This is a genomic window from Streptomyces meridianus (assembly GCF_023703325.1).
Classification (GTDB): domain Bacteria; phylum Actinomycetota; class Actinomycetes; order Streptomycetales; family Streptomycetaceae; genus Streptomyces; species Streptomyces meridianus.
Genome location: NZ_JAMQGM010000002.1, coordinates 170095 through 182668 on the forward strand (window position 1 = coordinate 170095; position 12574 = coordinate 182668).

At 69.4% G+C, this 12574-nt stretch carries 9 protein-coding genes; 4 read left to right on the top strand and 5 right to left on the bottom strand.

Features of this window, described 5'->3' with window-relative positions:
- Window positions 1-11: 11 nt before the first annotated feature.
- From M1E25_RS02455 to M1E25_RS02475, 5 genes are all read right to left on the bottom strand, one after another.
- Window positions 12-992, bottom strand: a complete 981-nt coding sequence (locus M1E25_RS02455; RefSeq protein WP_251408712.1) for an ABC transporter permease — start codon at window positions 990-992, stop codon at window positions 12-14.
- The gene (locus M1E25_RS02460) at window positions 985-1908 is read right to left on the bottom strand and encodes an ABC transporter permease (RefSeq protein ID WP_251408717.1); all 924 of its coding nucleotides are present in this window, start codon (window positions 1906-1908) and stop codon (window positions 985-987) included. The genes M1E25_RS02455 and M1E25_RS02460 overlap by 8 nt, the downstream gene beginning before the upstream one ends.
- Before the next feature lie 104 nt (window positions 1909-2012).
- Entirely contained in the window at window positions 2013-3641 is a 1629-nt protein-coding gene (locus M1E25_RS02465) for a peptide ABC transporter substrate-binding protein (RefSeq protein ID WP_251408719.1), read from the bottom strand.
- A gap of 258 nt (window positions 3642-3899) precedes the next feature.
- Window positions 3900-5765, bottom strand: coding sequence for a translational GTPase TypA (gene typA / locus M1E25_RS02470; RefSeq protein ID WP_251408722.1), 1866 nt, complete (start codon window positions 5763-5765; stop codon window positions 3900-3902).
- A 267-nt stretch (window positions 5766-6032) separates the two neighbouring features.
- Window positions 6033-8027 carry an ABC transporter family substrate-binding protein gene (locus M1E25_RS02475; protein WP_251408725.1) on the bottom strand — a complete coding sequence of 665 codons (1995 nt, stop codon included), beginning with the start codon at window positions 8025-8027 and terminating at the stop codon, window positions 6033-6035.
- 381 nt (window positions 8028-8408) lie between these two features.
- On the opposite strand from M1E25_RS02475, the gene M1E25_RS02480 reads away from it, so the two are divergent.
- The 4 genes from M1E25_RS02480 (at window position 8409) to M1E25_RS02495 (ending at window position 12453) form a co-directional block, all read left to right on the top strand.
- Window positions 8409-8699, top strand: a complete 291-nt coding sequence (locus M1E25_RS02480) for an Rv0250c family protein (protein WP_251408728.1) — start codon at window positions 8409-8411, stop codon at window positions 8697-8699.
- Window positions 8700-8796: 97 nt separating this feature from the next.
- A complete protein-coding gene (gene sdhC, locus M1E25_RS02485; RefSeq protein WP_251408731.1) occupies window positions 8797-9642 on the top strand; it encodes a succinate dehydrogenase subunit SdhC in 846 nt (281 codons plus the stop codon).
- Window positions 9643-9664: 22 nt separating this feature from the next.
- Window positions 9665-11623, top strand: coding sequence for a fumarate reductase/succinate dehydrogenase flavoprotein subunit (locus M1E25_RS02490; protein WP_251408733.1), 1959 nt, complete (start codon window positions 9665-9667; stop codon window positions 11621-11623).
- The gene (locus M1E25_RS02495) at window positions 11620-12453 is read left to right on the top strand and encodes a succinate dehydrogenase/fumarate reductase iron-sulfur subunit (protein WP_251408736.1); all 834 of its coding nucleotides are present in this window, start codon (window positions 11620-11622) and stop codon (window positions 12451-12453) included. Before M1E25_RS02490 ends, M1E25_RS02495 begins: the two co-directional genes overlap by 4 nt.
- The last annotated feature ends 121 nt before the right edge of the window (window positions 12454-12574 follow it).

Sequence of the window (12574 nt, forward strand, 5' to 3'; positions counted from 1 at the left end):
GGGATGCCTCCTCAGCGCAGCTTGGGGTCGAGGGCGTCGCGAACGGCGTCGCCGAGCATGATGAAGGCGAGCACCGTGATGCTCAGGGCACCCGCGGGCCACAGCAGCATGTGCGGGGCGTTGCGGATCTGGGGTGCGGCGTTGGAGATGTCGATGCCCCAGGAGACCGTGGGCGGTCGCAACCCGACGCCGAGGAACGACAGGGTCGCCTCGAGGGCGATGTACGTGCCCAGGGCGATCATCGCGACGACGATCACGGGAGCGACCGCGTTGGGCGCGACGTGGCGCAGGAGCATGCGCAAGTTCCCGGCGCCGAGTGCGCGGGCCGCCTGAACGTAGTCGTTCTGCTTGGCGGTGATCACCGAGCCGCGGGCGATGCGGGAGATCTGCGGCCAGCCGAGCAGGACGATGAAGCCGACCACCGGCCAGACGGTGTCGCTGGTGACCACCGACAGGAAGACCAGGCCGCCCAGGATGATGGGGATGCCGAAGAAGACGTCGGCGACGCGGGAGAAGAGGGAGTCGGTCCACCCGCCGAAGAAGCCGGCCAGCCCTCCGAGGAGGCTCCCGAGCAGGGCGGCGCCCGCCGTCGCGCAGACGCCGACGGTGACCGAGGCGCGGGCCCCGTACACGGTCCGGGTGTAGACGTCGCAGCCCTGGGTGTCGAAGCCGAAGGGGTGGCCGGGCGCCGAGCCCTGCTGGGACCTGGCCAGGTCGCACGTCAACGGGTTTCCGTCGGTGATGAGTCGGGGCCAGATGGCGATCAGCACCAAGAAGACGATCATCAGGGCGGAGACGACGAAGACGGGGTTGCGTCGCAGTTCGTGCCAGGCGTCCGCCCACAGTCCGCGGGGCTTGGCGGCCGGCCCGTCCGGAGGAGGGGCCGGGGCGGGTGGGCTCTCGACGGTCCCGGTGTCGGTGGTGGCCAGTTCGATCCGGCCGCCGGCTCCGGCCGGGGCGACGGCGTCCTCCTGGCTGTACGGCTCAGGCATAGCGGATCCTCGGGTCGAGCACGGCGTAGCAGAGGTCGACGAGCAGGTTCGCGAGCAGGAAGACGATCACCAGGACGGTCACGAAGCCCACGACGGTGGGTGAGTTGTTGCGGAGCACTCCCTGGTAGAGCTGGAACCCGACGCCGTGGATGTTGAAGATCCGCTCGGTGACGATGGCCCCGCCCATCAGTACGCCGATGTCGGTGCCGATGAAGGTGACCACCGGGATCAGGGAGTTGCGCAGCAGGTGCCGGACGATGACGCGGTGCCGCGGCAGTCCCTTGGCGACGGCGGTGCGCACGTAGTCGGCCCGGACGTTCTCGGCGATGGACGTCCGGCTCAGCCGGGTGACGTAGGCGAGCGACACCAGGGCGAGGACGGTGCCGGGCAGCAGCAGTTCGCCGAACGTGGCGTCGGCGGAGACGGACGGCCGGACGATGCCCCACTCGACGCCGAACAGGTACTGGAGCACGTAGCCGGTGACGAAGGTCGGCACCGAGATGACGATCAGGGTGATCATCAGCACCGTGCTGTCCACCGACCGTCCCCGCCGCAGGCCGCTGACCACGCCGAGCGTGATGCCCACGGCGATCTCGATGACGACGGCGACGAGGGTGAGCCGCAGCGTCACGGGAAACGCCTCGCCCATCAGCTCGGTGACGGGTTGGCCGTTGAAGGCGGTGCCGAAGTCGCCCTGGAAGATCTGCCCCATGTAGTGCAGGTACTGCTTCCAGATGGGCTGGTCGAGGTAGAGGTCGTGGCGGATCTGCGCGGCGGTCGCGGGGTCGGGAGCCTTCTCGCCGAAGAGCGCGGCGACGGGGTCGCCGAGGGCGTAGACCATGACGAAGATCAGGAACGTGCTGCCGATGAACACCGGGATCATCTGAAGCAGCCGCCGAATCACATAGCGTCCCATGGGGGCTCCGGGGGGTCGGGCGGTGTGACGGTGCGCCGGCCGTCGGCGATGGCGGCCGGGGCCGGTACGGAAGACTGCCGCGCACCGGCCCGTCCGCGGTGCCGTCAGCTGACCTTGATCTCGTTGTAGACGGGGACGCTGAAGGGGTTCAGCTGCACGTCGGACAGCCGCTCCGAGTAACCGGCGCTGCCGTTCTGGTACCAGAGCGGGATGGCGGGCATCTTCTCGGCGAGGATCTTCTCGGCCTGCGGGAACATCGTGACGGCCTTGGCGGTGTCGTTCTCGGCGTTCGCCGCGTTGACGATCCTGTCGAACTCCTCGTTGCTCCACTTCCCGTCGTTGGACGAGGCGTTGGTGTAGTAGAGCGGCTGGAGGAAGTTCTGTGCCAGCGGGTAGTCCATCTGCCAGCCGGCGCGGAACGGCCCGCTCATCTCCTCGTTGCCGAGCTTGTTCCGGTAGTCGGCGAAGGTGCCGACGGGGACGACCGTGCAGGCCTTGTCCTTGCCGAGCGCGTTGTTGATGCTGTTGCAGACGGCGTCCATCCACACCCGGTGGGATCCGGTGTCCACGTTGGAGGTGATGGTGACCTTGCCGTTCGGCAGACCGCCGCCGGCCTGGATCAGCTTCTTCGCCTCGGCGGGGTCGTACGTGCAGGCCTCGCCGCAGAGCCCGGCCTGGTAACCGCCGTCCTTGCCGAGCACCGGGGAGGTCCAGTCGGTGGCCGGGGTGCGGGTGTTCTGGTAGATCTGCTCGGTGATCTGCTTGCGGTTGATCGCCCGTGAGATGCCGATGCGCAGCTTCGCCTTTCCCTCACCCCAGTTCTTGTCGTAGAAGGGGAAGGCGAGGGTCTGGATGATGCCGGCCGGCTGGTTGATGTAGCGGTCGCCGAGGTCGGCCTCGACGTTCTTCAGCTGGGCGGCGGGGATGTCGTCGACGAGGTCGAGGTTTCCGGCCTGCAGGTCGGTGTAGGCCGCGTTGTTGTCGGTGTACACCTTGAGGTCGACGCCGCCGTTCTGCGCCTTGTCCTCGCCCGGGTAGTCCCCCCAGGTGCGCAGCTTCATCACCGAGCCCTTGGTATAGGAGTCCACTGCATAGGGGCCGTTGCCGACGGGCTTCGCGACCCAGGCGGCGTGGTCGTCGAAGAAGGCGCGGGGCAACGGGGCGAACGCGGCGTAGCCGAGGGTCTGGGGCCAGGTGGAGAACTTCTGGGTGAGCTTCACCGTGAAGGTCCGCTCGTCCTTGACCTTCAGGCCGGAGAGGGTCTTGGCGGTCGCCTTGCCGCTCTCCGGATGAACCTTGTCGTAACCGTCGATGTACTCGAAGAAGTACGCGTTCTTCTGCTTGTTGTCGACGAGTGCCCCGTAGTTCCAGGCGTCGACGAACGACTTGGCGGTCACCTTCTCGCCGTTGCTGAAGGTCCAGCCCTTCTTGACGGTGACGGTGAAGTTCTGCGCGTCGGAGGACTCGATCTTCTCGGCGAGCATCTTCTCCGCCTCGCCGGTCTTCGGGTCGTAGCGCATGAGGCCGCGGAAGATCATGTCGAGGACCTTGCCGCCCTGGACCTCGTTGGTGTTGGCGGGCTCGAGGGGGTTCTGCGGATCGCCCCAGGAGGAGCTGAGCACGGCCGACGCGTCGGCGCTGCCGCTTCCGCTTCCCGATCCGCCGCAGGCCGTGGCCGCGAGGGCGACGATCACCGCACAGGCGGTCCATCCGGCATGTGTGCCTCCGCGCATGGAGTGCCTCCTCAGACTCTCTGATCCGACGCAGGACCGGCGAACACACCACAGTGGACACACGGCGATTAATACGACGATCAGACACGCGTTGAGGCGCTGGGATTCGCCCGGATGCGGCAGCGGACGGCTGGGCTCCGGGGCCGTCGGGCCCCTTCCGAGCACCGGTTCGGAAGGGCCCCGGAAACGCGGAGGCCCGGTGCCCCGCCTCTGCGGCGGGGCACCGGGCCCGCGACTGTCCGGGCGGGGCCGGACGCGTCAGCGCTTGGCGCGGGAAGCGGCCCGGCCGCGCTCCTTCTGGTCGAGGACGACCTTGCGGATGCGGACGGTCTCCGGCGTCACCTCGATGCACTCGTCGTCGCGGCAGAACTCCAGCGACTGCTCGAGCGAGAGCTTGCGCGGCGGCACCACGTTCTCGGTCGAGTCCGCGGAAGCCGCACGCATGTTGGTGAGCTTCTTCTCCTTGGTGATGTTCACGTCCATGTCGTCGGACCGCGAGTTCTCACCGACGATCATGCCCTCGTAGACCTCGGTGCCCGGCTCGACGAAGATGACGCCGCGCTCCTGCAGGTTGAGCATCGCGAACGGCGTCACGCTGCCGGACCGGTCGGCCACCAGCGAACCGTTGTTGCGGGTGCGCAGCTCACCGAACCACGTCTCGTGACCCTCGAAGATCGAGTGCGCGATACCGGTGCCGCGGGTCTGCGTCAGGAACTCCGTGCGGAATCCGATCAGGCCGCGGGACGGGACGATCCACTCCATCCGGATCCAGCCGGATCCGTGGTTCGTCATGGTCTCCATACGGCCCTTGCGGCTGGCCATGAGCTGGGTGATCGCGCCCAGGTACTCCTCCGGGGCGTCGATCGTCATGCGCTCGATCGGCTCGTGCAGCTTGCCGTCGATCTCCTTGGTGACCACCTCGGGCTTGCCGACGGTCAGCTCGAAGCCCTCCCGGCGCATGGTCTCGACGAGGATGGCCAACGCCAGCTCACCGCGGCCCTGCACCTCCCAGGCGTCGGGCCGCTCGGTCGGCAGGACGCGCAGCGACACGTTGCCGATGAGCTCCTTGTCGAGGCGGTCCTTGACCAGGCGCGCGGTGACCTTGTGGCCCTTGCCGCCCTTGCCGACCAGCGGCGAGGTGTTGGTGCCGATGGTCATCGAGATCGCCGGCTCGTCGACCGTGATCAGCGGCAGGGCGATCGGGTTCTCGGGGTCCGCCAGGGTCTCGCCGATCATGATGTCGGGGATGCCGGCGATGGCGCAGATGTCACCGGGGCCGGCCTTCTCGGCAGGCTTGCGGGTGAGCGCCTCGGTCATCATCAGCTCGGTGATGCGGACGTTGGAGTGGGTGCCGTCGCGCTTGATCCAGGCGACGGTCTGGCCCTTCTTGAGCTCGCCCTGCTCGACCCGGCACAGCGCGATGCGGCCGAGGAAGTTGTCGGCGTCGAGGTTCGTGACGTGTGCCTGCAGCGGGACGCTCTCGTCGTACTCCGGCGCCGGGACGGTCTCCAGCAGCGTGGAGAAGAAGGGCTCCAGGCTGTCACTGTCCGCCGGGACCGTGCCGTCCTCCGGCTTGGTCAGCGAGGCGATGCCGTCACGGGCGCACGCGTAGACGATCGGGAACTCGATCTGGTCCTCGGTCGCGTCCAGGTCCAGGAACAGGTCGTACGTCTCGTCGACGACCTCGGCGATGCGGGAGTCCGGCCGGTCCGTCTTGTTGATGCAGAGGATGACCGGCATCTTCGCGGCCAGCGCCTTGCGCAGCACGAAGCGGGTCTGCGGCAGCGGCCCCTCGGAGGCGTCGACGAGGAGCACGACCGCGTCGACCATCGACAGACCGCGCTCGACCTCGCCGCCGAAGTCGGCGTGGCCCGGGGTGTCGATGATGTTGATCGTGATCGGCTCGCCGCCGTCCTTGGGGTGGTACTTGACCGCCGTGTTCTTCGCGAGAATGGTGATGCCCTTCTCGCGCTCGAGGTCGTTCGAGTCCATCATGCGGTCGTCGAGCTGCTGGTGAGCGGCGAACGCACCGGCCTGCTTGAGCATGGCGTCGACGAGGGTCGTCTTGCCGTGGTCGACGTGGGCGACGATGGCGACGTTACGGATGTCGTGGCGCGTGGGCATACTGCGGCGCTTCTCCCGGAATCGTGGATGGCGACACGTACGGTCCGGTACGCGTGCCCGTGCCGGGCGAGTCGAGCCACGGCCTCATGCCATGGTACGGGCCCCGTCCGGCACCGGCCGCCCCAGCCCGTACGGCACCCGCTCGTAACCGGCCGTCCGGAAGCCGGGGGCCGCGTGATACCGGACACATTCCGTCGCCCGGATCACCGCGCGGACATGCCACGGCCCTGCCCCGGGGCGCACCCGTGACAGGGCCGTGCGGGAAGGTCAGCGGCGGAAGCCGATGTCCTGGTAGCGCGGGGTCGCGAAGCCGAACGCGCCCGCGTTCGCCACCCGCGGCTTCACGGCGACCAGCTGGGGCCGCTGGAAGAGCGGGATCGATCCGGCGACCGCCCAGATCCGCGCATCGGCGCGGGCCATCAGCTTCCGCGACTCGTCGGGGTCCAGCTCGGCCAGCGCCTTTTCGAAGAGCTGGTCGATCCGGTCGGTGCCGACCCGGGTGTAGTTCTGCTCGACGATGAGCGAGCCGTCGTTGCCGGGACGCGGCTTGGCGAAGATGGGCCGTCCGTCGGTGGCCGGGAAAGCGGTGGCGGGCCACGAGTACAGCGCCAGGTCGTAGCCGCCCGAGGCGACATAGTCCTTGAAGTAGCTGTCGTCCTCGACCTTCACCATCTCGGTGCGGATGCCGATGGCGTCGAGCATCGCGGAGATCCGGTTGCCGACCGTCCGCACCGACTCGGTCCCGGGCCCGGTCGGCAGGACGAAGCGGAGCGTCAGCGCCTTCCCGTTCTTCTTGGCGGTCACGACCTCCTTGCGGGCCTTCTCGCCGTCCTCCGGCTTCGACCCGTCCTCGGCGGCATTCTGCTCGGACTTCGGACGGGAGCCGGGCACCGGCCGCCAGCCGGCCTCGGTCAACAGGCCCTGGGCGGCCTCGGTGTCCTGGCTCCCGAGGGCCGAGCTGTTGTCCTCGTAGCCCTGCTGGCCCGCCACTCGCAGGTGGCTGCCGAGGGGTTCGGCGGGCAGTCCGAGCGGCTTGAGGACGGCCTCGGCGAGCTTCTGCCGGTCCAGTGCGCGCGCCACCGCCCGGCGCACCCGCTCGTCCGACAGCGGGCCGCTCTCGCCGTTCATGGCGAGCTGTGTGTAGGCGGGCTCCAGCGACTTGCGCAGCGTGTAGCCCTCCAGCGACTTCTTCCGCGCCGCGGCGGCCACCGCCGCGGCGCGGGCGTCCTTCTCGGCCGCACGCTCCTCGGCGGTACCGTGCGCCCGCGCCCAGGACTTCAGCGCCGCCGAGGCCTCCGCGCCGGTGGCGCCGGGCCGGGCGGCCGGTGCGCCGGCGTTGCCCTGTTCCCCCTCCTTCCCCTTGGCCTGCTGCACTCCGCCGGGTCCCGCGATCTTCTTCGCGGTGGACGGGTCGACCGTCGCCAGGTCGAGCGAGCCGGCCTCCAGCGCCTGGACGCGACGGTCGCGCGGCACCGCCTTGAAGACGATCCTGTCGAGCTTGGCGCGATCGCCCCACCAGCGCGGATCGCGCTCGATGGTGACGGTGTTCCGGTCGGTGTCCCGGCCCTTGAGCCGGAACGGTCCCGCGGTCGCTTTCAGACTCCGGCGCGCGCCGTCGTTGAACGCGCCGGGGCTGCCCATGACGGACCGGGGATACAGCGGGGTGAAGAGCGACTGCCAGTCGCTGTACGGCTTGCGGAAGGTGACCTCGACCTGGTGCGGATCGTCGCCCTGACGGACACTGCGGATCCGGTCGTAGCCCGCGTTGCGCGCGGTCCAGAACGCCGAGTCCTTGCCGCTGAGCGCCTTCCACTGGGCGGCGAAGTCGAGCGCTCGGACGGCCCGGCCGTCGCTCCACTTCGCCTTGGGGTTGAGCTTGTAGACCACGACCTGCCTGGGCTCGGTGCGGACGACGTCCGCCGCCTCCAGGTAGTCGGGGTTGCGCTGGGGACGTCCCTGCGAGTCCAGGGTGAACAGGGCCGGCAGCACCGCGCCCGCGATGCGGTCGCTCGCCGCGTCGGCGTCGGCCTGGAAGGTGTTGAAGGTGCCGGGCATGGTGTCGATCGCCCAGCGCAGCGTGCCGCCGTCGCGCACGGCGCCGCGCTCGGCGCTCGCGACGTCCTCCCCGACGCCGCCCCCCGACCCGTCCGACCCGCTGCTGCACCCCGCGAGCAGCGGAAGGGGAAGCAGGACACCGGCGAGGAGCGCACCCCAGCGGCGTCTGCCGGACGCCGCCGCTCCTCTGACACCGTCGATGGACATGGCTGCTACCTCCGGGCCGCGGACCTTGGCGGCCGATGTCGCTCATCACATCGTTTGCCGACCACTGACAGCGACTCATTCCACGCCCCGGCCCGGAGTCGTCACGGCGCCCGGGTATCCCACCCGGAGGGACCAAGCCCGATCATCCGACCGCAGAGGGGCGCGCAAGCGGGCCGTGCTTCGGTTGGTCGGGCCGATCACGACAGAAACCTTCACAAGGCGGTGTGTGACGCGCAACACTCTGGGGGGCTTCGGGCTGCCCATGCCGAGGCCCCCGGCCGGGCGATCCGGCCGACAGAGCCATGCGCGCCAGTGTTGCCACCCCAGCCTCCTCACCGTCGACCGGAGGGGAGGGGCCCACCGCGGAGGTGAGGGCAGAACATGTCCCTGCAGGACGAACTGTCGAATGTCCAGCGAGCGCTCGACGAGCTGCTCCGGGCAGTCGGAAGACTCGAGCCCCAGGCCGGAACCGGACTGGACATGCGCCGGGTACGCACGGACGCCGATCACCTGCGGGAGAGCTTCGCCCTACTGCGCACCGCCATGGCCCGCCCGGGACAGCCGACGCAGACGCCGGAACTGGTCACCATCCCCGACGCCCCCTACGACAGCAGTCTGTGGACGGACGCCGAGGACGAGGGGCTGGGGTCCCGCGACCGGCACGCGCCGTAACGGGCTTTCCTGCTCCCGGCCGCGTCGGCCCCCACCCGCCGCGCCGCCTGCCGCCCTGTACCCCCCGCATCGTCCTCGCTCCACGACGGAGTCTTCCTTGGCCACTGGCATCGAACCCCGACCCGGAACCGACGAATCGAGCAGCAGCGCGCGTGGCGGAGTGGACGGCGCCACGCGCGCCGCCATTCCGGCACGGCATCTGCGCACCGACCGCTGGTGGCTGGCGCCCGCCACCACCGCCTTCGGCCTGTTCGCCTTCGTCGTCTACTCGACCTGGCGCGCCTTCGCCGGCGAGCACTACTTCGCGGCCCCCTACGTGTCGCCGTTCTACTCGCCCTGTCTGGCGGAGAACTGCGTCCCCATGCCGGGCGGAGCCGACTGGCACCTCGTCGGCAGCTGGTGGGGCCTGTCGCCGGCGCTGCTGATCCTGATCTTCCCGCTGGGGTTCCGGCTGACCTGCTACTACTACCGCAAGGCGTACTACCGCGGGTTCTGGGCGTCTCCCGCGGCCTGCGCGGTACCCGAGCCGCACCGGCGGTACACGGGCGAGACCCGGTTCCCGCTGATCCTGCAGAACGTCCACCGGTACTTCTTCTACTTCGCCCTGGTCGTCGCGGGGATCCTGACCTACGACACCGTGCTCGGCTTCCGAAACGCCGAGGGCGAGTGGGGCCACATGGGCCTGGGCACCCTGGTGCTGCTCGTGAACATCGCGCTGATCTGGGCGTACACCTTGTCCTGCCACTCGTGCCGGCACATCATCGGCGGTCGCCTCAAGCACTTCTCGCGGCATCCCGTGCGCTACCGGATGTGGGGCTGGGTCAGCAGGCTCAACGAACGGCACATGCAACTCGCCTGGGCCTCGCTGATCAGCGTCGCCGTCGCCGACTTCTACGTGTATCTGCTCGCAACCGGCGTCTTCGACGACCCGCGGTTGTTCTGAGCGAGAGAGGGATATTCCAGAGATGACGCAAGTCGACCGGCAGGCGTGGGACGTGGTCGTGGTCGGCGCCGGAGGCGCCGGCCTGCGCGCGGCCATCGAGGCCCGCGAGCAGGGCATGCGCACCGCGGTGATCTGCAAGTCACTGTTCGGCAAGGCCCACACCGTGATGGCCGAGGGCGGCATCGCGGCGAGCATGGGCAACGTCAACGAGGGCGACAACTGGCAGGTGCACTTCCGCGACACCATGCGCGGCGGCAAGTTCCTGAACCAGTGGCGGATGGCGGAGCTGCACGCCCGCGAGGCACCGGACCGGGTGTGGGAACTGGAGGTCTGGGGCGCTCTGTTCGACCGGACCGCCGACGGCCGCATCTCGCAGCGCAACTTCGGCGGCCACGAGTACCCGAGGCTGGCCCACGTCGGTGACCGCACAGGCCTGGAGCTCATCCGCACCCTCCAGCAGAAGATCGTCTCCCTCCAGCAGGAGGACGAGCGGGAGTTCGGCGACCACGAGGCCCGGCTCAAGGTCTTCCAGGAGTGCACCGTCACCCGGGTGCTCACCACGGACGCAGCCGGGCCCGGGTCGGGCGGCAAGGTGGCCGGCGTCTTCGGCTACGAGCGGGAGTCGGGGCGCTTCTTCGTCATCGACACCCCCGCGGTCGTCCTGGCGACGGGCGGTATCGGCAAGTCCTTCAAGGTGACCTCCAACTCCTGGGAGTACACCGGGGACGGACACGCCCTCGCGCTGCTCGCCGGTGCCTCCCTGATCAACATGGAGTTCGTCCAGTTCCACCCGACGGGCATGGTCTGGCCGCCGTCGGTGAAGGGGATCCTCGTCACCGAGTCCGTGCGCGGCGACGGCGGCGTGCTGCGCAACAGCGACGGCAAGCGGTTCATGTTCGACTACATCCCGGACGTCTTCAAGGAGAAGTACGCCCAGACGGAGGCCGAGGGCGACCGCTGGTACGAGGACCCGGACAACAACCGGCGACCGCCCGAGCTGCTGCCCCGCGACGAGGTCGCGCGCGCGATCAACTCCGAGGTGAAGGCGGGCCGCGGCTCCCCGCACGGCGGCGTCTTCCTGGACGTCTCGACACGCATGCCGGCCGAGGTCATCAAGCGCCGGCTGCCGTCGATGCACCACCAGTTCAAGGAGCTGGCTGACGTCGACATCACGGCCGAGCCGATGGAGGTCGGCCCGACCTGCCACTACGTGATGGGCGGTGTCGACGTCGATCCCGACACCGCCGCCGCGGCCGGCGTGTCCGGCCTCTACGCGGCGGGTGAGGTCGCCGGTGGCATGCACGGCTCCAACCGGCTCGGCGGCAACTCGCTGTCCGACCTGCTGGTCTTCGGCCGGAGGGCGGGCCTCCACGCGGCTCAGTACGCGGCGGCGCTCACCGGAGACGAGCGTTCCGTGGCCGGCGACGCCGACATCGACGCGGCGCAGTCCGAGGCGCTGCGGCCGTTCAGCGCCGAGAGTCCGGAGGGAGCCGGTGCCGGGAGCCCGGCCGAGAACCCTTACACGCTGCACCAGGAACTGCAGCAGACGATGAACGACCTGGTCGGCATCATCCGCCGCGAGGAGGAGATGTCCGAGGCCCTGCACCGGCTCTCCGGCCTGAGGGCCCGGGCCCGGAGTGCAGGCGTCGAGGGGCACCGGCAGTTCAATCCCGGTTGGCATCTGGCACTCGATCTGCGGAACATGCTGATGGTCAGCGAGTGCGTGGCGAAGGCCGCCCTCGAACGCACCGAGAGCCGGGGCGGTCACACCCGCGACGACCATCCGGCGATGGACCGCCAGTGGCGCCGGTTCAATCTGGTCTGCCGGCTCGCCGACCGCTCGGGAGCGCAGGCGGACCCTGAACGCGGCCAGATCCGGTTGGAGCGGCGGGAGATGCCGCCGATCCGCCCCGATCTGCTGGGCCTGTTCGAGAAGGACGAACTGGTGAAGTACCTGACGGACGAGGAGCTGAGCCAGTGAGTGCCACGGCATCCCACCACGACGCGGACCAGCAGCCGGCCGCCGCACCGGAACCGGCAGCGAGTACGGGATACACCGCGCACTTCCGGGTCTGGCGGGGCGACACGGACGGCGGGGGGCTCGAGGACTTCCGCGTCGAGGTCCACGAGGGCGAGGTCGTCCTCGACATCATCCACCGTCTCCAGGCCACCCAGGCGCCGGACCTCGCGGTGCGCTGGAACTGCAAGGCGGGCAAGTGCGGTTCGTGCAGCGCGGAGGTCAACGGCAGGCCGCGGCTGATGTGCATGACCCGGATGTCGGTGTTCGAGCAGGGCGAGACGATCACGGTCACCCCGATGCGGGCGTTCCCCGTCGTACGGGACCTGGTCACCGACGTCTCGTTCAACTACACGAAGGCGCGGGAGGTGCCGGCCTTCGTCCCGCCTCCGGGGGTGGCGCCGGGCGAGTACCGGATGCAGCAGGAGGACGTGGAGCGCTCGCAGGAGTTCCGCAAGTGCATCGAGTGCTTCCTGTGCCAGGACGTCTGCCACGTGGTGCGCGACCACGAGGAGAACAAGCCGGCCTTCGCCGGTCCGCGTTTCCTGATGCGGATCGCGGAGCTGGACATGCACCCGCTCGACGCGGCGCAGCAGGCCGGGCTCGACCGCAAGAAGACGGCGCAGGACGAGCACGGCCTCGGCTACTGCAACATCACCAAGTGCTGCACCGAGGTGTGTCCCGAGCAGATCAAGATCACGGACAATGCGCTGATCCCGCTGAAGGAGCGGGTGGCCGACCGCAAGTACGACCCTCTGGTCTGGCTGGGCAACAAGATCCGCCGGCGGGACTGACCTCCCGCCACCGCCACGGCCGTCAGGACGCACCCGCGCGTCCTGGCGGCCGTGGTTGCCTCTGTGTGCAACGAGCACCTACCATGAATGCGCTTACAGCGCCTGGTGAAAGGGTGCTGTT